At 67.7% G+C, this 24,593-nt stretch carries 24 protein-coding genes and 1 pseudogene; 16 read left to right on the plus strand and 9 right to left on the minus strand.

Annotated features, from left to right (window positions below):
• Positions 1 to 4: 4 nt before the first annotated feature.
• Both BG90_RS06990 and kdgD read right to left on the minus strand, forming a co-directional pair.
• On the minus strand, positions 5 to 1,576 hold the full coding sequence (locus BG90_RS06990; protein ID WP_010113291.1) for an aldehyde dehydrogenase (NADP(+)): 1,572 nt from the start codon (positions 1,574 to 1,576) through the stop codon (positions 5 to 7).
• Positions 1,567 to 2,508, minus strand: a complete 942-nt coding sequence (kdgD, locus tag BG90_RS06995; protein ID WP_010113289.1) for a 5-dehydro-4-deoxyglucarate dehydratase — start codon at positions 2,506 to 2,508, stop codon at positions 1,567 to 1,569. The genes BG90_RS06990 and kdgD overlap by 10 nt, the downstream gene beginning before the upstream one ends.
• A gap of 106 nt (positions 2,509 to 2,614) precedes the next feature.
• Between kdgD and BG90_RS07000 the strand changes: the two genes are divergently transcribed.
• On the plus strand, positions 2,615 to 3,511 hold the full coding sequence (locus BG90_RS07000; RefSeq protein ID WP_010100920.1) for a LysR family transcriptional regulator: 897 nt from the start codon (positions 2,615 to 2,617) through the stop codon (positions 3,509 to 3,511).
• A 278-nt stretch (positions 3,512 to 3,789) separates the two neighbouring features.
• Here the strand turns inward: BG90_RS07000 and BG90_RS07005 are convergent, their stop codons facing one another.
• Together BG90_RS07005 and BG90_RS07010 are read right to left on the minus strand one after the other, a co-directional pair.
• Positions 3,790 to 4,821, minus strand: a complete 1,032-nt coding sequence (locus BG90_RS07005; protein WP_010113284.1) for a serine/threonine protein kinase — start codon at positions 4,819 to 4,821, stop codon at positions 3,790 to 3,792.
• Positions 4,822 to 4,861: 40 nt separating this feature from the next.
• Positions 4,862 to 5,074 (minus strand): hypothetical protein, encoded by a 213-nt coding sequence (locus BG90_RS07010; RefSeq protein ID WP_004198969.1) that lies wholly within the window; start codon positions 5,072 to 5,074, stop codon positions 4,862 to 4,864.
• A 346-nt stretch (positions 5,075 to 5,420) separates the two neighbouring features.
• Here BG90_RS07010 and BG90_RS07015 point away from each other — a divergent pair, with 346 nt between their 5' ends.
• The 4 genes and pseudogenes from BG90_RS07015 to BG90_RS07025 all read left to right on the plus strand — a co-directional run bounded on the left by BG90_RS07015 (position 5,421) and on the right by BG90_RS07025 (position 8,353).
• Positions 5,421 to 6,710, plus strand: coding sequence for an MFS transporter (locus BG90_RS07015; RefSeq protein WP_010100916.1), 1,290 nt, complete (start codon positions 5,421 to 5,423; stop codon positions 6,708 to 6,710).
• Between the two features lie 29 nt (positions 6,711 to 6,739).
• A pseudogene (locus BG90_RS37795) lies at positions 6,740 to 6,931 on the plus strand (hypothetical protein); the annotation flags it as partial.
• A gap of 124 nt (positions 6,932 to 7,055) precedes the next feature.
• Positions 7,056 to 7,919: a DMT family transporter gene (locus BG90_RS07020; RefSeq protein ID WP_010113280.1), complete on the plus strand. Its 864-nt coding sequence runs from the start codon at positions 7,056 to 7,058 to the stop codon at positions 7,917 to 7,919.
• 248 nt (positions 7,920 to 8,167) lie between these two features.
• The gene (locus BG90_RS07025) at positions 8,168 to 8,353 is read left to right on the plus strand and encodes a hypothetical protein (protein ID WP_010100910.1); all 186 of its coding nucleotides are present in this window, start codon (positions 8,168 to 8,170) and stop codon (positions 8,351 to 8,353) included.
• A gap of 87 nt (positions 8,354 to 8,440) precedes the next feature.
• On the opposite strand, the gene mgrA is transcribed toward BG90_RS07025, so the two are convergent.
• A complete protein-coding gene (mgrA, locus tag BG90_RS07030) occupies positions 8,441 to 9,484 on the minus strand; it encodes an L-glyceraldehyde 3-phosphate reductase (protein ID WP_010113278.1) in 1,044 nt (347 codons plus the stop codon).
• 175 nt (positions 9,485 to 9,659) lie between these two features.
• Here mgrA and BG90_RS07035 point away from each other — a divergent pair, with 175 nt between their 5' ends.
• On the plus strand, positions 9,660 to 9,866 hold the full coding sequence (locus BG90_RS07035; RefSeq protein WP_025989585.1) for a DUF3185 family protein: 207 nt from the start codon (positions 9,660 to 9,662) through the stop codon (positions 9,864 to 9,866).
• Positions 9,867 to 10,056: 190 nt separating this feature from the next.
• Here the strand turns inward: BG90_RS07035 and BG90_RS07040 are convergent, their stop codons facing one another.
• Positions 10,057 to 10,827 (minus strand): phytanoyl-CoA dioxygenase family protein, encoded by a 771-nt coding sequence (locus tag BG90_RS07040; protein WP_038801900.1) that lies wholly within the window; start codon positions 10,825 to 10,827, stop codon positions 10,057 to 10,059.
• Between the two features lie 368 nt (positions 10,828 to 11,195).
• On the opposite strand from BG90_RS07040, the gene BG90_RS07045 reads away from it, so the two are divergent.
• Positions 11,196 to 11,549, plus strand: a complete 354-nt coding sequence (locus tag BG90_RS07045) for a hypothetical protein (protein ID WP_025989584.1) — start codon at positions 11,196 to 11,198, stop codon at positions 11,547 to 11,549.
• A 147-nt stretch (positions 11,550 to 11,696) separates the two neighbouring features.
• Here the strand turns inward: BG90_RS07045 and metK are convergent, their stop codons facing one another.
• Positions 11,697 to 12,884, minus strand: a complete 1,188-nt coding sequence (gene metK, locus BG90_RS07050) for a methionine adenosyltransferase (RefSeq protein ID WP_010100900.1) — start codon at positions 12,882 to 12,884, stop codon at positions 11,697 to 11,699.
• A 264-nt stretch (positions 12,885 to 13,148) separates the two neighbouring features.
• Between metK and BG90_RS07055 the strand changes: the two genes are divergently transcribed.
• The 9 genes from BG90_RS07055 (at position 13,149) to hslU (ending at position 22,538) form a co-directional block, all read left to right on the plus strand.
• Complete coding sequence (locus BG90_RS07055) at positions 13,149 to 14,033, plus strand: lipid A biosynthesis lauroyl acyltransferase (protein WP_010100898.1); 885 nt, start codon at positions 13,149 to 13,151, stop codon at positions 14,031 to 14,033.
• A gap of 29 nt (positions 14,034 to 14,062) precedes the next feature.
• Entirely contained in the window at positions 14,063 to 14,944 is an 882-nt protein-coding gene (gene dapF, locus BG90_RS07060) for a diaminopimelate epimerase (RefSeq protein WP_010113270.1), read from the plus strand.
• Between the two features lie 25 nt (positions 14,945 to 14,969).
• Positions 14,970 to 15,683, plus strand: a complete 714-nt coding sequence (locus tag BG90_RS07065) for a DUF484 family protein (protein ID WP_010100894.1) — start codon at positions 14,970 to 14,972, stop codon at positions 15,681 to 15,683.
• Positions 15,684 to 15,726: 43 nt separating this feature from the next.
• Positions 15,727 to 16,647 carry a tyrosine recombinase XerC gene (xerC, locus tag BG90_RS07070; RefSeq protein ID WP_010113267.1) on the plus strand — a complete coding sequence of 307 codons (921 nt, stop codon included), beginning with the start codon at positions 15,727 to 15,729 and terminating at the stop codon, positions 16,645 to 16,647.
• 65 nt (positions 16,648 to 16,712) lie between these two features.
• On the plus strand, positions 16,713 to 17,993 hold the full coding sequence (locus tag BG90_RS07075; protein WP_010113265.1) for a class I SAM-dependent rRNA methyltransferase: 1,281 nt from the start codon (positions 16,713 to 16,715) through the stop codon (positions 17,991 to 17,993).
• 177 nt (positions 17,994 to 18,170) lie between these two features.
• Positions 18,171 to 19,241: a CobW family GTP-binding protein gene (locus BG90_RS07080; RefSeq protein ID WP_025989583.1), complete on the plus strand. Its 1,071-nt coding sequence runs from the start codon at positions 18,171 to 18,173 to the stop codon at positions 19,239 to 19,241.
• 727 nt (positions 19,242 to 19,968) lie between these two features.
• Positions 19,969 to 20,385, plus strand: a complete 417-nt coding sequence (dksA, locus tag BG90_RS07085) for an RNA polymerase-binding protein DksA (RefSeq protein ID WP_010100883.1) — start codon at positions 19,969 to 19,971, stop codon at positions 20,383 to 20,385.
• Between the two features lie 262 nt (positions 20,386 to 20,647).
• Positions 20,648 to 21,184 carry an ATP-dependent protease subunit HslV gene (gene hslV / locus BG90_RS07090; RefSeq protein ID WP_010100882.1) on the plus strand — a complete coding sequence of 179 codons (537 nt, stop codon included), beginning with the start codon at positions 20,648 to 20,650 and terminating at the stop codon, positions 21,182 to 21,184.
• A 10-nt stretch (positions 21,185 to 21,194) separates the two neighbouring features.
• Positions 21,195 to 22,538, plus strand: coding sequence for an ATP-dependent protease ATPase subunit HslU (gene hslU, locus BG90_RS07095; protein WP_025989581.1), 1,344 nt, complete (start codon positions 21,195 to 21,197; stop codon positions 22,536 to 22,538).
• A 203-nt stretch (positions 22,539 to 22,741) separates the two neighbouring features.
• Here hslU and BG90_RS07100 read toward each other — a convergent pair whose 3' ends face one another.
• Both BG90_RS07100 and BG90_RS07105 read right to left on the minus strand, forming a co-directional pair.
• A complete protein-coding gene (locus BG90_RS07100; RefSeq protein ID WP_010113259.1) occupies positions 22,742 to 23,284 on the minus strand; it encodes a response regulator transcription factor in 543 nt (180 codons plus the stop codon).
• A 19-nt stretch (positions 23,285 to 23,303) separates the two neighbouring features.
• A complete protein-coding gene (locus BG90_RS07105) occupies positions 23,304 to 24,584 on the minus strand; it encodes an ATP-binding protein (protein WP_010100879.1) in 1,281 nt (426 codons plus the stop codon).
• Between the last annotated feature and the right edge of the window lie 9 nt (positions 24,585 to 24,593).

Genomic DNA, 24,593 nt, shown 5'->3' on the forward strand with positions numbered 1-24,593 from the left:
GCGGTCAGACCCAGTTTCCGTCGATGAGGCGGCGCAGCCGCAGCGGATTGTCGTCTCGCAGCGCCGGCGGCAGCAGCTCGGCGGGCAGGTCCTGATAGCAGACCGGCCGCAGGAAGCGCTCGATCGCCGCGGTGCCGACCGACGTCGCGCGCGCATCCGTCGTCGCCGGCCACGGACCGCCGTGCACCATCGCGTCACACACTTCGACGCCCGTCGGCCAGCCGTTCGCGACGATGCGGCCCGCCTTGCGTTCGAGCACCGGCAGCAGCGCGCGCGCGAGCGGCGCGTCGCCGGCGTCGAGATGCAGCGTCGCGGTCAGTTGGCCGTCGAGCGCTTCGGCGACCGCGCGCAGCTCGGCCGCGTCGCGGCAGCGCACCAGCAGCGCCGTCGCGCCGAAGATCTCGTCGTGCAGCGCGCTCTGCGCGATGAAGTGCTGCGCACCCGTTTCGAAGAAACCGGCGCGTCCGCGATTCGGCAGGTCGCTCGCGTCGCCGCGCGCAATGCAACGCACATCGGCCGCGCTCGACAGACGCTCGACGCCGCGCACGTATGCCGCGTGGATGCCGGGCGTCAGCATCGGCTGCGCGGCGCTCGTTTCGAGCGCGTCGGCTGCGGCGTTCGCGAACGCGTCGACGCCCGGCCCGTCGATCGCGAGCAGCAAGCCCGGGTTCGTGCAGAACTGCCCGGCGCCGAGCGTCAGCGACGCGACGAATTGCCGGCCGAGCGCGCCGCCGCGCGTCTCGAGCGCGTCGGGCAGCAGGAATACCGGATTGATCGCGCTCAGCTCGCCGTACATCGGAATCGGCCGCGCACGCGATTGCACGATGCGCAGCAGCGCCTGGCCGCCCGCGCGCGAGCCGGTGAAGCCGACCGCCTGAATGCGCGGATCGGCGACGAGCGCGCCCGCGGCATCGTTGTCCGCTTGCACGAGCGAGAACACGCCCGCCGGCAGCCCGCATCGCGCGAGCGCCGCCGCGACCGCGCGGCCGACGAGCTCGGACGTGCCCGGATGTGCGGGGTGCGCCTTCACGACGACGGGACACCCCGCCGCGAGCGCGGAAGCGGTATCGCCGCCCGCCACCGAAAACGCGAGTGGGAAGTTGCTCGCGCCGAACACCGCGACGGGTCCGAGCGCGATGCGCCGCATCCGCAGATCGGCGCGCGGCAGCGGCTTGCGCTCGGGCAGCGCCGGATCGATGCGCGCGCCGACCGCGTCGCCCGCGCGCACGACCGATGCGAACAAGCGCAGCTGATTGCAGGTGCGCGCACGCTCGCCTTCGAGTCGCGCGCGCGGTAGCGCGGTTTCGGCGATCGCGCGTTCGATCAACGCATCGCCGATCGCTTCGATCTCGGCCGCGATCGCGTCGAGCAATGCGGCGCGCGCATCGGGCGCGGCATCGCGATACGCGTCGAACGCGGCGTCGGCCAGCTCGCACGCACGCGCGACGTCCGCGCGGCTCGCAAGCGCGAACGCGGGCCCGAGCGTCGCGCCGGTCGCCGGATCGATCGCGCGCACGGTGCGCTCGCCGGGCGCGACGCGTTCGCCGCCCAGCATCAGCTCGCCGCTCAGAGACATGCTTCCGCCTCGGCGACGTCGGCGACGCGCGCAACGAGCGCGGACAGCTCGGCGATCTCCTCGCCCGTCAGATCGGTGAGCGGCGCGCGCACGGGGCCCGCGCTGCGGCCGATCACCTTCATGCCTGCCTTCACGATCGACACCGCATAGCCGCGCTTGCGATTGCGCAGCGCGATGTACGGCAGAACGAACTGATCGAGCATCGCGTACACCCTCGCGTGATCCTGCGCGCGCACGGCCGCGTAGAAATCGAGCGCGAAGCGCGGCACGAAGTTGAAGATCGCCGACGAGTACGTCGTCACGCCGAGCGTCAGGTACGGCAGCGCGAACGTCTCGGCGGTCGGCAGGCCGCCGACGTACGTGAAGCGATCGCCGAGGCGCGTGTAGATGCGCGTCATCAGCTCGATGTCGCCGACGCCGTCCTTGAAGCCGACGAGATTCGGACAGCGCTCGGCCAGGCGCGCGAGCGCGTTTTCGTCGAGCACCTGATTCGCGCGGTTGTAGACGATCACGCCGAGACGCGTCGCCTTGCAGACCTGCTCGACGTGCGCGGCGACGCCGTCGGCCGACGCTTCGGTCAGGTACGGCGGAAACAGCAGGATGCCGTCGGCGCCGGCCGCTTCGGCGGCCTTGCAGTATTCGATCGCCATCGCGGTGCCGTAGCCCGCCGGCGCGATCACGGGCAGCCGGCTGCCGGTCTCGGCGATCGCCGCGCGCACGACGCGGTCGACTTCGGCGGGCGTCAGCGAGAAGAACTCGCCCGTGCCGCCCGCGGCGAAGAGGCCCGCGGCGTCGTGGCTGAACAGCCAGCCGAGGTTCGCGCGATAGGCGGCCTCGTCGAACGACAGATCGGGCTTGAAGTGCGTGACCGGAAAAGACAGCAGGCCAGAGCCGATCTGGCGGGCGAATTCGGTGGGCGGATAGCGTGACATGAGCGTTCGTGCCGGTGCGGCGTGACAAATGGTGAACGGATTCTTGCACCGTGAACGATTCAAGTCCAAGATAACGAATGACTCAATCAATACCTATTTTGAATCAATGTTCGAACTGAGCCAGCTTCGCTGCTTCGTCGCGGTCGCCGAGGAATTGCACTTCGGACGCGCGGCCGAGCGCCTGCACATGACGCAGCCGCCGCTCTCCAGGCAAGTGCGCCTGCTCGAGCACCAGATCGGCACCGAGCTGCTCGGGCGCACGAGCCGCTCGGTGAAGCTGACGGCGGCCGGGCGCAGCTTCCTGCCCGACGCGGCCCGCATTCTGCGGCTCGCCGAAGAAGCGGCGGCGAGCGCGCGCCGCGTCGCGACGGGCGCGGCCGGCACGCTCGCGATCGGCTTCACCGCGTCGGTCGGCTACGGCCTGCTGCCGTCGCTCGTGAGCGCGGTGCGCGCCGCGTCGCCCGACGTGCGGCTGACGCTGAAGGAGATGGTGAGCGGCGCGCAGCTGGAAGCGCTCGACGCGCGGCTGATCGACGTCGGCCTGCTGCGCCCGCCTGTCGAGCACGGCGAGCTCGCATCGGTGCCGTGCGTGCAGGAGGCGCTCGTGCTCGCGTTGCCGGAGGCCGCCGCCGACGCATGGCCGAAGCGCCCGACGCTGCGCGATTGCGAAGGCCGGCCGCTGCTGATGTATTCGCCGTACGAGGCGCGCTATTTTCACCAACTGGTGAGCGGGTTGTTCGAGCGCGCCGAGGTGCTGCCCGACATCGTCGAATACGTGAGCCAGATCCATTCGATGCTGGCGCTGGTGCGCGCGGGCATCGGCGCCGCGCTGATTCCGGCGGCGGCGTCGATGCTGCACTTCGAAGGGGTCGTCTATCGGCCGGTGCGCACGACGCCGGCGAAGCCCGTCGAGCTGATGCTCGCGTATCGGAAGGACAACGACAATCCGGTGTTCGCCGCGCTGAAGGACGTGCTGCGCAAGTCGCTCACCGGAGGCCGTTGAAGCGGGGCGTCAACGCCGCCGACGCCCGCAAGGGAAGCGACGGCGCTCGCGCCGGGCGAGCGTCGTCGCGTGCGAGGCGATGCGATGCGATGCGAGGCGATGCGATGCGAGGCGATGCGATGCGAGGCGAGGCGATGCGATGCGATGCGATCAATCGATCGTCAGGGAAGCCGACGTCATGGGATCGCGAAGACCGCCGCGCAGACTGCCGCGCACGCATCCAAGATGTCGATCGAGCGCAAGCCGCGCCCGACCGGCACGGCGAACGTCACACGGGATCACACGGGCCACAACGGCCCTTCCTGCATCGCGCCGATCTGCTCGCGCAATTCGAGCACGCGCGCTTCCCAATAGCGATGCGTGTTGAACCACGGAAACGCGGCCGGAAACGCGGGATCGTCCCAGCGGCGCGCGAGCCACGCCGCGTAATGAATGAGCCGCAGCGTGCGCAGCGCCTCGATCAGATGCAGCTCGCGCGGATCGAATTCGCAAAAGTCCTCGTAGCCGGAGAGCAGATCGGCGAGCGCGCACGTCGCGTCCGGCCGGTCGCCGGGCAGCAGCAGCCACAAGTCCTGCACGGCGGGCGCCATCCGGCTGTCGTCGAAGTCGACGAAGTGCGGGCCCGCGTCGGTCCACAGCACGTTGCTCGGATGGCAGTCGCCGTGCGCGCGCAGCATCCGCACGTCGCCCGCGCGCTCGTACGCTTGCGCGACGCCTTCCAGTGCGAGCGTCACCGCCGCTTCGTAAGCAGGCCGAACATCGTCCGGCACGAAGTCGTGCGACAGCAGGAAATCGCGCGGCTCGTAGCCGAACGTATGGATATCGAGCGTGGGCCGCGCGACATACGGCTTCGTCGCGCCGACCGCGTGAATGCGACCGATGAAACGGCCGAGCCATTCGAGCGTGTCGCGACGATCGAGCTCGGGCGCGCGACCGCCCCGCCGCTCGAAGATCGCGAAGCGGAAGCCTTCGAACGCGTGCAGCGTGCGGCCGTCGAACGCGAGCGCCGGCACGGCCGGAATCTCGCGCGCCACCAGTTCGGCGACGAACGCATGCTCTTCGAGGATCGCGTCGTCCGGCCAGCGATGCGGACGATAGAACTTCGCGACGATCGGCGGCCCGTCTTCGATGCCCGCCTGATAGACGCGGTTTTCGTAGCTGTTGAGCGCGAGCAGGCGCCCGTCGGTGCGAGAACCGGCGGGGATCAGCACGCTGTCGAGCGCGTCGAGCACGCGCTCCGGCGTGAGGCCTGCAAAAGGCAGGCCGGCGTCGTCGCCGGCTGCGGTGGATTCGGAAGTGGCGTCGTTCATGCCCCGCATTGTGCCGCGCGCGGAGCCGAAAGACGAGCGGTCAGTGCAGCGCGGCGCCCGCGGGGAGCACGGATTCGCCGGTGTCGATCAGATCCTCGAGAAAGAACGGCTCGGTATTGAGCTCCTTGGATTCGCCCGGCACGCCCGCGTACCAGGTCACCATCGCCATGTCCCCGAGAATGCGCTGGACGATGCCGCGCGCGCCTTTCGGCACGGCGATGTGGGTGGTGCAGACAATCGAACCGACATGCATGATGTTTCCCCGCTTTCAAAGCCGGCCGCGTGCTGCCCGGCCGGAAATACCCGAATTGCGCATCCATGCGGCGACGGTTGCGCGTATCCCATTGTTCACCGTTCATGGAATCGCGAAAACGCGAGCTGACGACAAAGGTACCGCCAATTCGCGGGATGCTTCGATTTCGCCGCCGCGACGCCGCCGCTATCAAGGCAGCGCGTCGCTCCATCATACCCTGACGCGCGCGGCCGCCATTCGGCGATTCATTCTGAAGTGCGGCCAAAAGCCAACGCCTCGTCTGACGAAACGACGCCGGACAGGCAACCGGCGTATCGTTGAGGTTTGCTTCACATGGAGAATCAGCGTGACTGTATCATCCGGCGCGCCGCGGCCCGCCGCCCGCGCGCGTCAGGCCGAGGCATCGGCCGTCGAGCGCGCGCCGTCCGCTTCGCCGGCGCGGTATCTCGAACGCGGCTCGCGCAGTTACTGGCACGCGAGCGTCGCGCTGCTGTTCGCCGGCTACGCGACGTTTTCGCTGCTCTACTACGTGCAGCCGCTCTTGCCCGAGTTCTCGAACACGTTCGGCGTGAGCCCCGCGCAGAGCAGTCTCGCGCTGTCGTTCTCGACCGCCGCGCTCGCCGCCGCGGTCTTCGTCGCGGGCTTCGTCTCCGAAGCGCTGAGCCGTCACAAGCTGATGACGGCATCGCTCACCGCATCGTCGCTCCTCACGCTCGCCGCCGCGTTCGCGCCGCATTGGCATCAGTTGCTGATCCTGCGCGCGCTGACGGGACTCGCGCTCGGCGGCGTGCCCGCGGTCGCGATGGCGTATCTCGCGGAAGAAGTGCATCCGGACGGGCTCGGACTCGCGATGGGCCTCTACGTCGGCGGCACCGCGATCGGCGGGATGGCGGGGCGCGTGATCACCGGCATTCTCACCGATCTGTTCTCGTGGCGCATCGCGGTCGGCGTGATCGGCGTGCTCGGTCTCGCATCGATGCTCGCGTTTCGCATGCTGTTGCCGCCGTCGCGGCATTTCACGCCGCGCCGCGGCCTCAACCTCGCGCACCATCGCGCGTCGCTCGCCCATCATCTCGGCAAACGGCGCGAACTGCCCGTGCTGTTCCTGATGGCGTTCGTGCTGATGGGCAGCTTCGTCACGCTCTACAACTACATCGGCTATCGGCTGCTCGCGCCGCCGTATTCGATGGGCCAGGCGACGATCAGCGCGATCTTCGTCGTCTATCTGGCGGGCGTCATCGCGTCGCCGCTGTCGGGGCGGCTCGCCGATACGCTCGGCCGCGGGCGCGTGCTGATCGCGAGCCTCGTCGTGATGCTCGCGGGCGTCGCGCTGACGCTGCTCCATCCCGTCGCGGCGATCGCGGCGGGCATCGCATGCGTGACGTTCGGCTTCTTCGCGGGTCACGCGGTCGCGAGCGGCTGGGTCGGCCGGCTCGCGCAGCACGGCAAGGGCCAGGCCGCGGCGCTCTATCTGCTCGCGTATTACATCGGCTCGAGCGTCGTCGGCTCGTTCGGCGGACGCTTCTGGAGCACGCTCGGCTGGCCGGGCGTCGCGACGCTCGTCGGCGCATTGCTCGTGCTGGGCGTCGTCGCGGCGGCGTGGCTGCGCGCGCGCGAACGCGTCGGCGCCGCTTGACGGCATGACGCCGTCGAAGCGATTGCCAGGCGACGCATCGATGCGTTACCTTTGACGCTCCTGCATTCCCATTCGCACTCGTCGCGATGAAACCCTCGTTGCCCGCCCGCGCCGTATCGAAGCCGTCAATCGCACGGCTGCCGCGCGCGTGCGCGCATCGTCCGCCTGCCGCTTTGCCGCCCGTCGGCGCGCCGCCTCCTCCGGCGGCGCTGCTCGGCTGACCGCCGCGCAACTTCTCTCGCTCTCCGTTCGCCGCTGACCGAATCGTTCCGCACGCCCGTGCGCGGCGCGTTCGCGTGCGCGTGCGATCGGAGCGTTCCGATCCGATCGACAGGTGGATTTCAAATGGCTTCAGTCAGACCCGCGCTCGCCGCGCATGGTGCGACATCGCTCTTCGTGCTGCTGTGGAGCAGCGGAGCGATCTTCGCCGAACTCGGCCTGCGGCATGCGTCCGCATTCGCTTTCCTGATCGCGCGCTTCGCGCTCGCATCGCTCGTGCTGCTCGTGCTGTCGCTCGCGCGACGCCGCTGGCTGCCGCCGCCCGGCGCGCGCCGCACGACGGTCGCGACCGGGCTGCTGCTCACGGGCGGCTACTCGATCCTGTATCTGCTCGCGCTCGAGCGCGGGCTCGCGCCCGGCATCCTCGCGACGATCCTCGGCGTGCAGCCGATCCTCACGCTCGTCGTGCTCGAACGCCGCGCATCGGGCGCGCGGCTCGCGGGACTCGCGCTCGCGCTGATCGGCTTGAGCCTCGTCGTCTACCGCAGCATCGCGGGCGGCGACGCGCCGGTGTCGGGCGCCGCGTGCGCGCTCGGCGCATTGCTCGCGATCACGAGGGGCGCGCTGCTGCAAAAACGCGTGCGCGCGGCGCCGATCGACGTGCTGCCGCTGCAGAACGCACTCGGCCTCGGGCTGTGCGTGCTGGTCGCGCCGTTCGAGCCGATCTCGTTCGAAGCGAGCTGGTCGTTCGTGCTGCCGCTCGCGTGGCTCGGCATCGTGATCTCGGTATTCGCGCAGTTGCTGTTCTATCGGCTGATGCAGCAGGGCGACCTCGTCGACGTGACGAGCCTTTTCTATCTCGTCCCGGTCGTCACCGCGCTGATGGATGCTGTGTGGCTCGGCAATCGTCTCGCGCCGCTCGAGATCGCCGGCATGATCGCGATTCTCGCGGGGCTCGCGCTCGTGTTCCGACGCACCGCGCGCGAATGACAACTGCCCGAAGACGAGGCGCCCGCACTGCAACATGCGGGCGCCTTGTTCACTGCGCCGCAACACGGGAAAGCAATTAGAAAGACAGAATGAAAGCGTTCCGTCTGATTGTTCGCAATAAACCCGGCAATCTGCGAACTTTCGTCGCGCCACGAAGCTTCGGATAGCCAAAAAACGCCGGCCGTTACCTATACTCGAAGCAACCGGCTGCCCCGCACGCGACCGGGCCAGATAAGAAGGAGACACGCATGTCGACTTATTTCACGATCGGCGACTTCATCCTGCTGATCCCGATGGCGCTCGCCGGTGCGCTGTTCCTCGGCGCGATCCCGTGCGCGACCGAATTCCGTCACAACGTGCTGCGCGTGCTCGGCGCGATGCTCGGCATGGCCGTCGCCGTGCTGCTGGTCGAAGGGCTCCCCGCGCTGATCTAGCCGCGACGCCGCGCCACGCACATCCGCCTGCGCCGCCTTCGGCACGCCGAAAGCGGGCGGCAGGCACGTCGTCAGGATGACTACCGATCAGATCGCCTGATCGGTGGACGGCTTTTCCCACAAGTTGATCCCGCCTTCCGTCGCGTAGCGATCGATTTCGGCGATCTCGTCGTCGCTGAACGCGAGTTGCCGGAGCGCCGCGACGTTCTCGCGCACCTGCTCCGCGCGGCTCGCGCCGATCAGCGCGGACGTCACGCGCGGATCGCGCAGCACCCACGCGAGCGCCATCTGCGCGAGACTCTGGCCGCGCCGCTGCGCGATCTCGTTCAGCTTGCGCACGTGATCGAGGTTCTGCGCGCTCAGGTGATCGTCCTTCAACGATCCGCCGCCCGGCTTGTTGATCCGCGCATCGGCCGGCACGCCGTTCAGGTACTTGGACGTCAATAGCCCTTGCGCGAGCGGCGTGAACGCGATGCAGCCGGAACCCGTCTCGTCGAGCGCATCGAGCAGCTCGCGCTCGATCCAGCGATTGAGCAAGTTGTACGCGGGCTGGTGAATCAGGAGCGGCACCTTGTATTCGGCGAGCAGCTTCGCGATCTCGCGCGTCTTCGCCGCCGAATACGACGAGATCCCGATGTAGAGCGCCTTGCCCTGCTGCACGGCCGTGGCGAGCGCGCTCGCGGTTTCCTCGAGCGGCGTGTGCGCGTCGAAGCGGTGCGAATAGAAGATGTCGACGTAATCGAGCCCCATCCGCTGCAGGCTCTGATCGAGGCTCGCGAGCACGTACTTGCGCGAGCCGCCGCCGCTGCCGTACGGACCGGGCCACATGTCCCAGCCGGCCTTCGTCGAAATCAGGAGCTCGTCGCGATACGGCTTGAAGTCCTCGCGCAGCAGCCGGCCGAAGTTCGTTTCGGCGCTGCCGTACGGCGGCCCGTAGTTGTTCGCGAGATCGAAATGGGTGATGCCGAGATCGAATGCGGTGCGCAGGATCTCGCGCTGCGTCGAGATCGGCGTCGTGTCGCCGAAGTTGTGCCACAAGCCGAGCGAAAGCGCCGGCAGTTTGAGCCCGGATTTGCCGCATACGCGATACTGCATGTCCGCATAGCGCTCGGAAGCTGCTTCGTAGGCCATCTGAATTCCCGTCAGGACGTTGAACGAGGCCGGACGCGATCCGTCCGGACCAACCTCAGCGGGCCATGTTAGCCAACGATCGCGAATCGTGCAGCAACGCGCTGCCGCGATGGACGCGACGGCGGCGCTCCCCTACACTGCGGCGTCTTCATCATCCGTTTCAGCGAGGATTTTCATGACTCGAGCGATTTCCGTTGCGCTCATCGTCGGCGGCGTTCTGCTGCTGTATTTCGGCGGCCAGTCGTTCCATTCGATCAACGACGGCGTCGCACGCTTCTTCACCGGCTCGCCTTCGACGAAGACGATCATGCTGATCGCGGGCGGCGTCGTCGCGACGCTCGTCGGGCTGATCGGCCTGTCGATGCCGAGCGGCAAGCGCTGACGCGCTCGCGCTTTCGGCACTGCTCCCGACACGAAAAAACGGGCGGCCGCATGCGGCCGCCCGGTCATTGTCCGATCATCAGTTGCTTGCGCGCGGTGCAACGCCGAGCGCATCCGATCCCGCATGAGACGAACGCGCGACACGCGGCGCATCGCGAATCTCGCCGCTCCCCGCCGCCGCGAACGGCGAACTAGAAGCGCACTTCCGGCTTCGACGCCGAACGGGATCCCGGAACCGGCCGGTTGCTGTCGCCGTGGTACGTGAACACGAGCGAGAACTTCACCTGATCGGTGCGGTTCTGACCCGCCGAATGCAGCGTGTTGCAGTGGAAGAACACGACGTCGCCCGCGGCGAGCTCCGGACACACCGCCTGATCGATCAACTGCCGGTTCGCCGGCACGTCGCTGCGGAAGAACTTCGCTTCGTCGAAACTCTCCGGCCCGAATTCCGCGCCATGCGAACCCGGCACGAGCCACAGCGCGCCGTTCTCGTTCGTCTCCGGCCCGAGCGCGAGCCACACGGATACGAGGTCCGGACGCTCGAACGACCAGTAGCGCACGTCGCGATGCCAGCCGGTCAGGCTGCCGTATGCCGGATGCTTCGTCATCATGCAGTTGTGATGCGCGCGCGACAGCACCGGCGTCTCGCCGAAATACGCGCGCATCCACGCGGCGATCTCGGGCGCCGTCGCGCGCTCGGCGAACGCTTCGTCGCGCGCGTACGCGTCGAGCAGGCGCCGCACCGTATGGCCGCCCGGCGCGTGCCGCGATTCGGGCGCGCCCGGATAGCGCAGATCGGCTTCGAATTCGAGCGGCTGCGCCGCTTCGTGCAGTTGCCGCTCGGCGATCGCCTTCAGTTGCGCGCACCGTTCGGGCGCGACGAGCCCCGGAGCGACGACGAAGCCGCGCTCACGCAGCGTCTGGACCTGCGTGTGAATCAACTCCGGGTGCAAGGAAGACATGGGATGTTCGACATAATTTTTATCAACGATCGATTGTAAAGCGGACGTGCGCGACATGCTCGGCCACGATGCCGCCAAGCGGAAAACGGCGCGCGATCGCAGCGGCGAATTTGATGTAACGCAAAGGAACTGTCGGCGTCGCGCACGCCACTAAGTTCGGCAGGCCCGCGCGCCACGCGCCTGCGCACAAGGGTTAGCGCGACTTTCTGGCGTCACGAATCGCCTGTAGTCTCGACGCACCTGCTAGTTTTCGCGGGCAGCGGCGCACCGATGCTTTCGGTACGATGGGTTCGACCCGTGCCGCACAACGGCCGTTTTTACATTCGCGCCCCGAAATGGGCGCAATCTACGAGCGAATTATTTTCGTCATGCCTTTCCGACTGACTTCCCGTCTTCACCGCACCCCGAAGTGCGCGCCGTCGGCGCCGCACCGGATCGTGCGCGCGTTGCGCCACCACAGCACCCGAGCGAGCGTGCTCGCCGAGCGCGCTCGCCAGCACCAGCCGCGGTTCGACGGCCTGCGCGCGTGGCTGCAGGCGTTCCTGTCGCTGATGAGTGCGCATGCGGCGGCACGCCGCACCGCGCTGCGCTCGCTGCTGCAAAAGCCGGCGCTGCGGCTGCGCGCGCCGTCGCTGCATCGCGCGAGCGTCGCGCCGCGCCGGATCAACCGGCCGCGCCGTCTCGCAGCGAGCACCGGCTGGTTCGTGTTCGCCGCACGCTGAACGCGCGAAGCACGCGGCAATTCGCCGCGTCCCGCAAGCCGCATGCCGCGACGAACGCAGGCAAGGCCGAAGCAGGACGCGAGCGAAGCCGAAATGAAAAAACCCCGGTCGAGACCGGGGTTTTTGTTTGCTACGGCGAACCGTGCGTCAGGCGACTTGCACGGCCGGCTCGACGCCAGCCGCTTCGGCGAGCACGAGCGCCTTGTCGGCGGCTTCCCACGAGAATTCCGGCTCTTCGCGGCCGAAGTGGCCGTAGGCGGCGGTCTTCTCGTAGATCGGACGCAGCAGGTCGAGCATCTGGATGATGCCCTTCGGACGCAGGTCGAAATGCTCGCGAACGAGCTTCGTGATCGTCTCGTCGGACACGCGGCCCGTGCCGAACGTGTTGACCATCACCGAGGTCGGCTCGGCGACGCCGATCGCGTACGACACCTGGATCAGCGCGCGCGACGCGAGGCCCGCGGCGACGATGTTCTTCGCGACGTAGCGGCCCGCGTAAGCGGCCGAGCGATCGACCTTCGACGGATCCTTGCCCGAGAACGCACCGCCGCCGTGCGGGGCCGCGCCGCCGTACGTGTCGACGATGATCTTGCGGCCGGTCAGCCCGCAGTCGCCCTGCGGACCGCCGATCACGAAGCGGCCGGTCGGGTTCACGAGGAACTTGATGTCGCCCTTGATCAGGTCGGCGGGCAGCGTCGGCTTGATGATCTCTTCGATCACCGCTTCGCGCAGCGCGGGCAGTTCGATGTCCGGCGCGTGCTGCGTCGACAGCACGACGGTGTCGATCGAATGCGGCTTGCCGTCGACGTAGCGGACCGTCACCTGCGACTTCGCGTCCGGACGCAGCCAGGGCAGACGGCCATCGCGGCGCAGGTTCGCCTGGCGCTCGACGAGGCGGTGCGACAGGTGAATCGGCAGCGGCATCAGCTCGGGCGTTTCGTCGCATGCGTAGCCGAACATCAGGCCCTGGTCGCCTGCGCCTTGATCGAGGTTGTTGTCGTGCGCGCGGTCGACGCCTTGTGCGATGTCCGGCGATTGCTTGTCGTACGCGACGAGCACCGCGCAGCCGCGGTAGTCGATGCCGTAATCGGTGTTGTCGTAGCCGATGCGCTTGATCGTGTCGCGGGCGATCTGGATGTAGTCGATGTTCGCCGCCGTCGTGATTTCACCGGCCAGCACGACGAGGCCGGTGTTGCACAGCGTTTCGGCTGCGACACGGGAATACTTGTCTTGCGCGAGGATTGCGTCGAGGATCGCGTCGGAGATCTGGTCTGCGACCTTGTCCGGATGGCCTTCGGAAACGGATTCGGACGTAAAGAGATAATCGTTTGCCACGTTCTCAGGCTCCTGTTGTGGTTACGGTTGAAGTTCACGTAGCCAGCTTCCAGAGGCCCGAAGTGGCGACGCTTTAGCGGATTTCCTGCGCCGTGGGTGCTTTCGCGCCCCCGGCTTCGCCCCGCAAGTTGTCAGTTAACTCGGCGAAGCCCGTATTATAGCGGCTTTCTCGAATTGTCACAGAGCGTCGATCGTGTTGCTCCTTCCGCTGTCCTTCAACCCTGTTCTCATCGCGCCGGCCGTCCGGATCGACGGAGGATTCGCATGCTAGGCCGTCTCGGCACGCAGCTCGCCGTCGCGCTCCTCAAATTCCTCGCGGTCCTGCCCTACGGCTTGACCGCGCGCTTCGGCGACGGCCTTGGCTGGCTGCTCTACCAGATCCCCAGCCGGCGAAAGCGCATCGTACACATCAATTTGAAACTTTGCTTCCCGGATTGGAGCGACGCGCGCCGCGAGGAAGTGGCCGGCCAGCACTTCCGGCACGCGATCCGCAGCTACGTCGAGCGCAGCTATCAATGGTTCGCGTCGGAAGAGACCTACCGCAAGCTGTTCACGATCGACAGCGAGATCGATCTCAGCGACCCCGACATGCCGCCGACGCTGCTGCTCGGTTTCCATTTCGTCGGCATCGAAGCCGGCTCGATGGCGATCAATCTCGCGCTCGGCCGCGCGTGCGGCTCACTCTACACGCCGATGAAGAACCCGGAGATCGAGGCCGCGGCCAAGGCCGGCCGCAGCCGCTTCGGCGCGGAGCTGGCGAGCCGCGCCGACAGCGCGCGCACCGTGCTGCGCTGGCTGCGCGACCGCAAGCCGGTGATGCTCGGCGCCGACATGGACTACGGCCAGCGCAACTCGACGTTCGTGCCGTTCTTCGGCGTGCCCGCGTGCACGCTGACCGCGGTCGGCCGGTTCGCGAAGACGGGCCATGCGCAGGTCGTGCCGTTCATCGGCGAAGTGCTGCCCGATTACAAGGGTTATCGGCTGAAAGTGTTCAAACCTTGGGAAAATTATCCGACGGGCGACGACGATCTCGACGCGCGCCGGATGAACGCATTCCTCGAAGAGCAGATTCCGCTGATGCCCGAGCAGTACTACTGGGTGCACAAGCGCTTCAAGACGCGCCCGCCCGGCGAGCCGAGCTTCTATTGACCTCGCCGCCGCGGCATACAATAGCGCCCATGAAACTCTCGTTCACCAAGATGCACGGCGCGGGCAACGACTTCGTCGTGCTCGACGGCTATACCCGCGCGCTGCCCGCGCTCACCGACGCGCAGGTGCGCGCGCTCGCCGACCGCCACTTCGGGATCGGCGCCGATCAGCTCTTGCTCGTCGAAAAGCCGACCGTCGAAGGCGCCGATTTCAAGTACCGGATCTTCAACTGCGACGGCGGCGAGGTCGAGCACTGCGGCAACGGCGCGCGCTGCTTCGTCAAGTTCGTCCGCGACAACGGGCTCACCGACAAGGCGAGCGTGCGCGTCGAAGTGAAGCACGGCGTGATCATGCTGACGATGCAGGACAACGGCGAGGTCGTCGTCGACATGGGCGCGCCCGTGTTCGAGCCGGCGCGCGTGCCGTTCGACGCGAGCGGCCTCGAAGGCCGCCGCGAAGGCGCCGACACGCTGTGGCCGCTCGACGTGAACGGCGCGACGCGCTGGATCTCGGTCGTGTCGATGGGCAATCCGCACGCGGTGCAGATCGTCGACGACGCCGAGGCGTTCCCGGTGCTCGTCGACGGCCCCGCGATCGAGCGCCATCCGCGCTTTGCCCAGCGCGTGAACGCGGGCTTCATGCAACGCGTGTCGCGCCGCGAGGTGAAGCTGCGCGTCTACGAGCGCGGCGCGGGCGAGACGCTCGCGTGCGGCACGGGCGCGTGCGCGGCGGTCGCGGCGGGCATCCGGCGCGGGCAACTCGATTCGCCCGTCACGGTCCATACGCATGGCGGCACGCTGACGATTTCGTGGGACGGCGCGCGCGACGAAAACGCGCCGCTGCTGATGGCCGGCCCGGCGACGACCGTTTTCGAAGGCGTGATCGACCTGTCCGTCCAACCTTTTGCCTGACTTTTCATCTGTTGAACGAAGCGCCATGAACGATCGCGAAGTCGCCGACTACCTGCTCGCCAACCCCGAATTCTTCGCCACGCACGCGGAGCTGCTCGCGACGATCAAGCTCGCGAACCCGCACGGCAAGGCCGCAGTGTCGCTGCAGGAGCGGCAGATGGAGATGCTGCGGGACAAGAACAAGCATCTCGAACGCCGGCTCGCCGAGCTGCTGCGCTACGGCCACGAGAACGACGGGCTCGCCGCGAAGTTCAACCACTGGACCGCGCGCGTGATCGCCGAGCGCGATCCGTACGCGCTGCCGCGCTCGATCGCGGGCGGCCTCGCCGACGTGTTCGACGTGCCGCAGACGGCGCTCAGGCTCTGGGATGTCGCCGATACCTACGCGCAGGCCGATTTCGCGCGCAACGTCGGCGAGGAAGTGCGCCTCTTCACGAACAGCCTTGCGACCCCTTATTGCGGCGCGAATACCGGCTTCGAGGCCGCGCAGTGGCTCGCGCCCGTCGCGCCCGTGCCGGCCGTCGACGGCGGCGAAGCGCCCGCCGCGAGCGGTGCCGCCGAGTCGGTCGCGCTGATCGCGCTGCGCGCGCCCGCAGCGGGCGACGGCGCGGGCGCGTTCGGCCTGCTCGTGCTGGGCTCGCCGGACCCGCGGCGCTTCCACGACGGGATGGGCACCGATTTTCTCACGCAGATCGGCGCGCTCGCGAGCGCGGCGCTCACGCGTCTGCTGCCGCACTGACGGCCGCGCATAGCGCCTCGCCACCCGCCCGCCCGACCGCGCCATGACCGCCGACCTGATCGCCGATTACCTGTCGAATCTGCGGCACGTCAGGAAACTGTCGGACCACACGCTGCGCGCGTACGCGCACGAGCTCGACGAGCTGAAGAAGCTCGCGAACGGCCGGCCGCTCGAAAGCCTGACGGCCGTCGACGTGCGCGGCGCGGTCGCGCGCGCGCATGCGGGCGGCCTGTCGGCGCGTTCGATCTCGCACCGGCTGTCCGCATGGCGCGCGTTCTACCGCTGGTTCGCGCAGCACGTCGAAATGAACGCGAATCCGGTAGCGACGATCCGCGCGCCGAAGCGCGCGAAGATGCTGCCGAAGGCGCTGTCCGTCGACGACGCGGCCGCGCTGATGGACGCGCCGGCGTCCGGCACCGCCGAAAGCCTGCGCGACCATGCGATCCTCGAGCTGTTCTATTCGTCCGGGCTGCGGCTCGCCGAGCTGATCGGCCTCGACGTCGCGTACGTGAAAATCGGCGAATATCGCTCCGAAGGCTGGCTCGACCTCGCCGAAGCGGAAGTCACCGTGCGCGGCAAGGGCGACAAGGAGCGCAAGGTGCCCGTCGGCCGCAAGGCGATCGACGCGCTCAACGCATGGCTCGCGGTGCGCGGCGAGTTCGTGAGGCACGATCCGCATCCGCTCTTCCTGTCGGTGCGCGGCAACCGGATGTCGCCCGGCGTCGTGCGCGGGCGCGTGAAGCGCGCGGCGCTCGCGGCGGGCATCCCGGCGAACGTCCATCCGCACGTGCTGCGCCACTCGTTCGCGACGCACGTGCTGCAGTCGAGCGGCGACCTGCGCGCGGTGCAGGAACTGCTCGGCCACGCGAGCATCTCGGCGACGCAGGTCTATACGTCGCTCGACTTCCAGCATCTCGCGAAGATTTACGACAGCGCGCATCCGCGCGCCAAAAAACGCGACTGACGCGCGTCGCCCACGCTCACCGAATCACATCCCGCCGCGTCCGACGCGGCTTTTTCGATCCCGACATGCATACCGTTACGCTCAAGCCGTCGAAAGACAAATCCCTGCTGCGCCGCCATCCGTGGATCTACGCGAACGCGATCGACCGCGTCGACGGCAAGCCCGCGCCCGGCGCGACCGTCATCGTGCGCGCGCACGACGGGCGCTTCCTCGCGCGCGCGGCGTACAGCCCGCATTCGCAGATCCGGCTGCGCGCGTGGAGCTTCGACGAGGCCGAGCCGATCGATCACGCGTTCTTCAAGCGGCGCGTGCAGCGCGCGATCGCGCATCGCAGCGCGATGATCTCGGGCACGGGCGCGGTGCGGCTCGTGTTCGGCGAGGCGGACGGGCTGCCGGGGCTCATCGTCGATTACTACATCGCGGCGCAAGTCCCCGCGGGAGGCACCGCGGCGCACGCGGCCGAAGACGGCGCGGCGGCACGAGCCGCGTCGAACGACGGCGCCGCCGGCGCAGGCCGCGGCCAGCTCGTCTGCCAGTTCATGGCGGCGGGCGTCGAGCAGTGGAAGGATGCAATCGTCGCGGCGCTCGTCGCCGCGACCGGCTGCCCGAACGTCTACGAGCGCTCGGACGTGTCGATCCGCGAGAAGGAAGGCCTCGAACAGACGACGGGCGTGCTCGCCGGCGACGCGCCGCCCGACACGCTGATCACAAACGAGAACGGCGTGCTGTATCACGTCGACGTCCGAAACGGCCACAAGACGGGCTTCTACGTCGACCAGCGCGACAACCGCGCGCTCGTCGCGCAGTACGCGCGCGATCGCGACGTGCTGAACTGCTTCTGCTACACGGGCGGCTTCTCGCTCGCGGCGCTGAAAGGCGGCGCGAAGCGGGTGGTGTCGATCGATTCGTCGGGCGACGCGCTCGCGCTCGCGCAGCAAAACGTCGTGACGAACGGCTTCGACGCGGCGCGCGCCGAGTGGCTCGACGCCGACGCGTTCAAGACGCTGCGCCGTCTCGTCGAAGAAGGCGAGCGCTTCGACCTCATCGTGCTCGATCCGCCGAAATTCGCGCCGACCCGCGACAGCGTCGACCGTGCCGCGCGCGCATACAAGGACATCAACCTGAGCGGTTTCAAGCTGCTGCGCCCGGGCGGCCTGTTGTTCACGTACTCGTGCTCCGGCGCGATCGACATGGACCTGTTCCAGAAGATCGTCGCGGGCGCGGCGGCCGACGCGAAGGTCGACGCGCGGATCCTGAAGCGCCTCGGCGCGGGCGTCGACCACCCGCTGCTGACCGCGTTCCCCGAAGGCGAATATCTGAAAGGGCTGCTGTTGCAAATCGCGTGATCGCCCCGATTTGAACGGGCGGCGCAGTGCGAGCCCCCGCCGCCCTGGCCGTCCGGCCGGCAGCGGGGGCTTGACAGATATGTTTCAATGAATGATTGAGCGCCCGGAAGTCTCGCCGGGCGCGCTGTTTTTTCAGCAGTTTTGACCCCGTTTCACGAACCACAGGCGATCGACGACATGGCCATTCCCGTCACCATCCTCACCGGCTTCCTCGGCAGCGGCAAGACGACGCTGCTCAAGCGCATCCTGAACGAACAGCACGGCATGAAGATCGCCGTGATCGAAAATGAATTCGGCGAGGAGAACATCGACAACGAGATCCTCGTCCAGGAATCGAACGAGCAGATCATCCAGATGAGCAATGGCTGCATCTGCTGCACGATCCGCGGCGATCTCGCGCGCGCGCTCGCCGACCTCGCCGCGAAGAAGCGCGACGGCACGTTCGATTTCGACCGCGTCGTGATCGAGACGACGGGCCTCGCGAATCCGGGCCCCGTCGCACAGACGTTCTTCATCGATAGCGAGATCGCCGACGAATTCCTGCTCGACGCGGTCATCACGCTCGTCGACGCGAAGCACGCCGACGCGCAGCTCGACGAGCACGAGGTCGTGCAGCGCCAGGTCGGCTTCGCCGATCGGCTGTTCGTCACGAAGGCGGACCTCGTCGACGACGAGACGGTCTCGGATCTCAAGCACCGCCTGCTGCACATGAATCCGAAGGCGGCGATCAAGGTCGTGAACTTCGGCGACGCGGACATCAAGGAGATCTTCGACCTGCGCGGCTTCAACCTGAACGCGAAGCTCGAGATCGATCCGGACTTCCTCGCCGAAGACGAGCACGAGCACGCGCATCACCACGATCACGATCACGCGCATTGCGACCATGATCACGGCCATTGCGAGCATGATCACGAGCACGGCCATCATAATCACCACCACGCGCATCACGACGACAAGATCAAGTCGTTCGTCTACCGCAACGACCGCCCGTTCGATCCGAACAAGCTCGAGGACTTCCTCGGCGGGATCCTGCAGATCTACGGCGAGCGGATGCTGCGCTACAAGGGCGTGCTGTACATGAAGGGCGTCGACCGCAAGGTCGTGTTCCAGGGCGTGCACCAGATGATGGGCAGCGACCTCGCGGCGAAGTGGCTGCCGGCCGAGAAGAAGACCAACAAGATGGTGTTCATCGGCGTCGACCTGCCGCGCGACCTCATCACCGACGGCCTCGACGCCTGCCTCGCGTAAGCGGGCGGCAGGCGCGCGCGGCGCGGAATCCGCGCACCGGCTCGCTCGACGCGGCCGGCGCGGTACGATTCGGACGGGCCTGGCGCGCGAAGCCGGCGCGGTGTCGGCGGCTTTGCCGCTCGATGCCGATCTCGATGGCGCACAGCCGCCGGACCGCGCGCAGCAAGCCGCCGGACCGCACGACCGCACGACCGCCGGACATTTGACCGGCGAATCGCAGCAACGCAGAACGACCGAGCCAGCCGCAAAGCCCGCGCGTCACCACAGCCGCAAGCGGAACGTCCGCGCGTCGGCCACGAGCAAGCCGCCGGCCGCCGCCGCGCGCATGCCGGGAGGGCCGCCGCGCCGGCTGCGGACCGACATGCGGACGTCATCGCTTTTTCCTGATTTGCGGGTTATATTTTCAGGATACCGCTTGATCGGCAGGGGATCGACCCGATACGGCGAGGGCTTGCGATTCAGTTACAATACCTGCCCGCTGGAGAAGGGCGACGGCAGGCCCGATCCTTGCGTGGAGCCTGGGCGGCGCGGTAGAGCGCCGGGGATGGCCGCCCGCCGGTCACGCGCAATCCGGTCCGCCCAAGGGAGTACTGAACGAGATGGGTCCGGTATCCGGAGGCTTTCGGCCCCGCCGCAGCGAATAGCAAACAATTGCAAGGGCTGTTGCGGGTAATCCCAAAGTGCGGGCAATATCCATGGATTCGCCGCACATTGAAGAAGCAAGCAGATGACGAAGAAACTCTTGACCGAAGCCGAAATCCTGAAGATGAGCGACAAGGATTACATGAATGAGGATCAGCTCGCCTTCTTCAAAAATCGGCTCGAACAATTGCAGGCGGAAATTCTCCGCAATGCGGGCCAGACGACCGAGAATCTGCGCGAAACGGTGATCGTGCCGGACCCCGCCGATCGCGCGACGATCGAGGAAGAGCACGCGCTCGAACTGCGCACGCGCGACCGCGAGCGGAAGCTTCTCAAGAAGGTCCAGCAGTCGCTCGCCCGCATCGATTCGGGCGAATACGGCTGGTGCGAAGAGACGGGCGAGCCGATCGGCATCCCGCGTCTGCTCGCACGTCCGACGGCCACGCTGTCGCTCGAGGCGCAGGAGCGCCGCGAGCTGCGTCAGAAGCTGTTCGGCGACTGACCTTCCCGGCGCGGCCCGCCTTCCGCGCCCGACACGCTTTGCACAAAGCGCGCGGCCTCCCGCGCGCTTTTGCTTTTCCCGCCGCCGCGTCCTTTCCCCTTGCGGCGACGCCCGCCGCACGCCGCTCTTGATATCGCGGCGCCCGCCCTAAAATGAAGACAATGCGCGTCGAGCCGGCCGCCAGGCCTCGGCTTCCGCGCGCCGCATCACGCGGCGGCGCCCCGCGGGCCCCCGCATCCCCCGTCTTTCTCGAGGAATACAGATGGAGCAATTTCATGGCACGACGATCGTCTCCGTGCGGCGCGGCGACAAGGTCGCGCTCGGCGGCGACGGCCAGGTCACGCTCGGCAATATCGTGATGAAGGGCGGTGCGCGCAAAGTGCGCCGCATCTACAACAACCAGGTGCTCGTCGGCTTCGCGGGCGGCACGGCCGACGCGTTCTCGCTCCTCGACCTCTTCGAGGCGAAGCTCGAAAAGCACCAGGGCAACCTGACGCGCGCCGCCGTCGAGCTCGCGAAGGACTGGCGCACGGACCGGATGCTGCGCCGTCTCGAAGCGATGCTGATCACGGCCGATGCGAGCACGACGCTCGTCATCACCGGCAACGGCGACGTGCTCGACCCGGAAGGCGGGATCTGCGCGATCGGCTCGGGCGGCGCGTACGCACAAGCCGCCGCGCGCGCGCTCGCGGAAAACACCGATCTGTCCCCGCGCGACATCGTCGAGAAGGCGCTCGAGATCGCGGGCGACATGTGCATCTACACGAATCACAACCGGATCATCGAGACCATCGAGTAAGGACGAAGCAATGAGCACCATGACCCCTGCCGAGATCGTCTCGGAACTCGACAAGCACATCATCGGCCAGGACAAGGCGAAGCGGGCCGTCGCGGTCGCGCTGCGCAACCGCTGGCGCCGCCAGCAGGTCGCCGATCCGCTGCGCACGGAAATCACGCCGAAGAACATCCTGATGATCGGGCCGACGGGCGTCGGCAAGACCGAAATCGCGCGCCGCCTCGCGAAGCTCGCCGATGCGCCGTTCATCAAGATCGAGGCGACCAAGTTCACCGAAGTCGGCTACGTCGGCCGCGACGTCGACAGCATCGTGCGCGACCTGATCGAGATCTCGGTCAAGCAGACCCGCGAAGCGGAAATGCGCAAGGTGCGCAGCAAGGCGACCGACCAGGCCGAAGACCGCATCCTCGACATCCTGCTGCCGCAGCCGCGCGCGGTCGGCTTCGGCGCGGGCTCCGAGCACGCGAACGACGACAACAACGCGACCCGCCAGACGTTCCGCAAGCGCCTGCGCGAAGGCCAGCTCGACGACAAGGACGTCGAGCTTGACATCGAGCAGCCGACGGTCGGCATGGACATCATGGCGCCGCCGGGGATGGAAGAGATGACCGAGCAGATCCGCTCGATGTTCTCGAACCTGGGCGGCGGCAAGAAGACGCGCCGCAAGGTGAAGATCAAGGAAGCGCTGAAGCTGCTCACCGACGAGGAAGCGGCGAAGATGCTGAACGAAGAGGAAGTGAAGACGAAGGCCGTGCAGAACGTCGAGCAGAACGGCATCGTGTTCCTCGACGAGATCGACAAGATCACGTCGCGCAACCACGAAGGCGGCGGCGGCGAGGTGTCGCGGCAGGGCGTCCAGCGCGATCTGCTGCCGCTCGTCGAAGGCACGACGATCAACACGAAGTACGGGATGGTGAAGACCGATCACATCCTGTTCATCGCGAGCGGCGCGTTCCATCTCGCGAAGCCGAGCGACCTGATTCCCGAGCTGCAAGGGCGCTTTCCGATCCGCGTCGAGCTCGATTCGCTGTCGGTGGAGGATTTCGAGGCGATCCTCGTCGCGACCGACGCGAGCCTCGTCAAGCAGTATCAGGCGCTCCTCGCGACCGAGGACGTGCAGCTCGAGTTCGCCGACGACGGCATCCGCCGGCTCGCCGAGATCGCGTACTCGGTCAACGAGAAGACCGAGAACATCGGCGCGCGGCGTCTCTACACGGTGATCGAGAAGCTGCTCGAGGAAGTGTCGTTCGCGGCGGGCAACCACGCCGGCCAGAGAGTGACGATCGACGCGGCGTACGTCGACCGTGCGCTCGGCGAGGTGTCGAGGGACGAGGATCTGTCGCGCTACGTGCTGTAACGCGAAGCGACTTCGCCGCTGCCGTATGAAAAGAACGGGCAGTCCCTTGCGGGCCGCCCGTTTTTTTTCGTTTCGGCGCGTCGCGCACGAAGCTGCGCGCCATGCGCGGCATCGATTGCGCGGCGGTTGCTGCGATCGCCGGATGACCGCCGGCCGCCGCCACACACCGACGGAGCACGCCGCGAGCGCCGCGCGCCGCCCGCTTACTGCCGCACCGGCTTCTTCGCGAGCTTGCGCTGCAGCGTGCGGCGGTGCATGTTGAGCGCGCGCGCGGTCGCCGAGATGTTGTTGTTGTTCTCCGCGAGCACGCGCTGGATGTGCTCCCATTCGAGCCGGTCGACCGACAGCACGACCGGATTCTCGAGTGCCTCCTCGGCCTGCACTTCGCTCGCGTTCGTCTGCAGCGCGGCGAGGATCGACTCGACGTTCGCCGGCTTCGCGAGGTAGTTGTCCGCGCCGTCCTTCACCGCCTGCACCGCGGTCGCGATGCTCGCGTAGCCCGTCAGCACGAGGATCCGCGCATCGGGCTGCAGATCGCACAGCGGCGCGATGAGGCTCAGGCCCGAGTCGTCGCCGAGATGCAGATCGACGGTGATGAACTGGAATTTCTCGGCGCCCGCGAGCCTGAGCGCCTCGTCCTTGTTGTGCGCCTGCCGCACCACGTAGCCGCGGCGCTCGAGCCCGCGCGCCAGCGTGCCGGCAAACACTTCGTTGTCGTCGATCACGAGGAAATTCTTGTCGCTCATTTGCATCACTCCGTCTTGTCTATCCGTTTCCGTTCGCCATCTCGGCCGCGACCTGGCGCGCAACCGGCAGCCGCAGGATCGCCCGCGTGCCCCGCGGCTGCGCGTCGGCGAGCTCGATCGAGCCGCCCAAGCGCGCCGCCGCGCTGAACGCCAGATACAGGCCAACCCCGTGGCCGCCCTGCGTGCTGTCGACCGGCGCCGCGCCGAGCGTGTCGCGCAACGCGGCCGGGATGCCCGGCCCGTTGTCGCATACTTCGAACTCGATCTCGTCGCGCGCGCCGTCGTGCGCGATCGTTGCCATCAGCGTAACGCGATCGCGGCTCGCGCGCGCGGCATTGTCGAGCAAGATGGTCAGAATCTGGCCGACCGCGACCGTATCGTCGAGCGCGACGCCCACGGGCTGCGGCCCCCGCCGCTCGAACAGCACGTGCGGATGGCGCAGCCGCCAATGCTCGACGAACGTGTCGAGCCATTCGGCGGCCGGCTGCCGGCTCGGCCGCTCCGACGCGCGGCTTCTGAGGCGCGCGAGCGCCGACGTGCACTGCGACATCTGCTCCTCGAGCACCTTCAGGTCGGCATCGTAGCGCGCGAGCCCCGCGTCAGTGCGGGCGGCGTCGCGCAATTCCTCGGTCAGCATCGCGATCGTCGACAGCGGCGTGCCCATTTCGTGCGCGACCGTGGCCGCCTGCACGCCGAGCGCGACCGCGCGCTCGTCGCGCAGGAGAGCCTGCTGCGCCTCGCCGAGCGCCGCGTCGCGCTGGCGCAGCGCGCTCGACATCCGCGCGACGAACCACGCGATGAGCCCGACGCTCACCATGAAGTTCACCCACATGCCCGCACGGAAATAATCGAACAGATTCGCCGGATTATCCAGGTTGAGCGGCACCGAATCGAAGCCGAGCGCGAGATAGCAGGCGACCGCGAACGCCGCGAGCCAGATCATCAGGTGCCACGGCAGCACCGCGGCCGCGATCGCGAGCGACGGCAGATAAAGCGACACGAACGGGTTCGTCGTGCCGCCGGACAGGAAGAGAAGCGCCGACAGCGCGCCCAGGTCGACCCACAGCTGGCCGAGCAGCTCGAAGTTGGTCTCGGGCCGCGCGCGCAGCACGCGCACCCATGTGAGCGCGTTGAAGACGATTTCGAGCGCGATCACCATCAGCATCGCCGGCAACGGCAGATGGACGCCGAAATAGGTCTGTACGACGGCGATCGTAACGAGTTGCCCGATGATCGCGAGATTGCGCAACCAGAACAGATGGCTCAGGTTGACGCGTCCGGTGGTGGTGATTCGTTGCATCCGCGCAGT

It is taken from the genome of Burkholderia oklahomensis C6786, assembly GCF_000959365.1.
Lineage (GTDB): Bacteria > Pseudomonadota > Gammaproteobacteria > Burkholderiales > Burkholderiaceae > Burkholderia > Burkholderia oklahomensis.

What these genes read in the sequence shown, in the direction of transcription:
- BG90_RS07025 (WP_010100910.1), top strand. Translation starts at nt 8,168, where the DNA reads ATGTCGACTTATTTCACGATCGGCGACTTCATCCTGCTGATCCCGATG.
- BG90_RS07000 (WP_010100920.1), top strand. Translation starts at nt 2,615, where the DNA reads ATGTTCGAACTGAGCCAGCTTCGCTGCTTCGTCGCGGTCGCCGAGGAA.
- BG90_RS07105 (WP_010100879.1), bottom strand. Translation starts at nt 24,584, where the DNA reads ATGCAACGAATCACCACCACCGGACGCGTCAACCTGAGCCATCTGTTC.
- BG90_RS07005 (WP_010113284.1), bottom strand. Translation starts at nt 4,821, where the DNA reads ATGAACGACGCCACTTCCGAATCCACCGCAGCCGGCGACGACGCCGGC.
- BG90_RS07075 (WP_010113265.1), top strand. Translation starts at nt 16,713, where the DNA reads ATGCATACCGTTACGCTCAAGCCGTCGAAAGACAAATCCCTGCTGCGC.
- BG90_RS07035 (WP_025989585.1), top strand. Translation starts at nt 9,660, where the DNA reads ATGACTCGAGCGATTTCCGTTGCGCTCATCGTCGGCGGCGTTCTGCTG.
- hslV (WP_010100882.1), top strand. Translation starts at nt 20,648, where the DNA reads ATGGAGCAATTTCATGGCACGACGATCGTCTCCGTGCGGCGCGGCGAC.
- BG90_RS07055 (WP_010100898.1), top strand. Translation starts at nt 13,149, where the DNA reads ATGCTAGGCCGTCTCGGCACGCAGCTCGCCGTCGCGCTCCTCAAATTC.
- xerC (WP_010113267.1), top strand. Translation starts at nt 15,727, where the DNA reads ATGACCGCCGACCTGATCGCCGATTACCTGTCGAATCTGCGGCACGTC.
- BG90_RS06990 (WP_010113291.1), bottom strand. Translation starts at nt 1,576, where the DNA reads ATGTCTCTGAGCGGCGAGCTGATGCTGGGCGGCGAACGCGTCGCGCCC.
- hslU (WP_025989581.1), top strand. Translation starts at nt 21,195, where the DNA reads ATGAGCACCATGACCCCTGCCGAGATCGTCTCGGAACTCGACAAGCAC.
- dapF (WP_010113270.1), top strand. Translation starts at nt 14,063, where the DNA reads ATGAAACTCTCGTTCACCAAGATGCACGGCGCGGGCAACGACTTCGTC.
- BG90_RS07040 (WP_038801900.1), bottom strand. Translation starts at nt 10,827, where the DNA reads ATGTCTTCCTTGCACCCGGAGTTGATTCACACGCAGGTCCAGACGCTG.
- mgrA (WP_010113278.1), bottom strand. Translation starts at nt 9,484, where the DNA reads ATGGCCTACGAAGCAGCTTCCGAGCGCTATGCGGACATGCAGTATCGC.
- BG90_RS07100 (WP_010113259.1), bottom strand. Translation starts at nt 23,284, where the DNA reads ATGAGCGACAAGAATTTCCTCGTGATCGACGACAACGAAGTGTTTGCC.
- kdgD (WP_010113289.1), bottom strand. Translation starts at nt 2,508, where the DNA reads ATGTCACGCTATCCGCCCACCGAATTCGCCCGCCAGATCGGCTCTGGC.
- BG90_RS07065 (WP_010100894.1), top strand. Translation starts at nt 14,970, where the DNA reads ATGAACGATCGCGAAGTCGCCGACTACCTGCTCGCCAACCCCGAATTC.
- BG90_RS07020 (WP_010113280.1), top strand. Translation starts at nt 7,056, where the DNA reads ATGGCTTCAGTCAGACCCGCGCTCGCCGCGCATGGTGCGACATCGCTC.
- BG90_RS07010 (WP_004198969.1), bottom strand. Translation starts at nt 5,074, where the DNA reads ATGCATGTCGGTTCGATTGTCTGCACCACCCACATCGCCGTGCCGAAA.
- BG90_RS07080 (WP_025989583.1), top strand. Translation starts at nt 18,171, where the DNA reads ATGGCCATTCCCGTCACCATCCTCACCGGCTTCCTCGGCAGCGGCAAG.
- dksA (WP_010100883.1), top strand. Translation starts at nt 19,969, where the DNA reads ATGACGAAGAAACTCTTGACCGAAGCCGAAATCCTGAAGATGAGCGAC.
- BG90_RS07045 (WP_025989584.1), top strand. Translation starts at nt 11,196, where the DNA reads ATGCCTTTCCGACTGACTTCCCGTCTTCACCGCACCCCGAAGTGCGCG.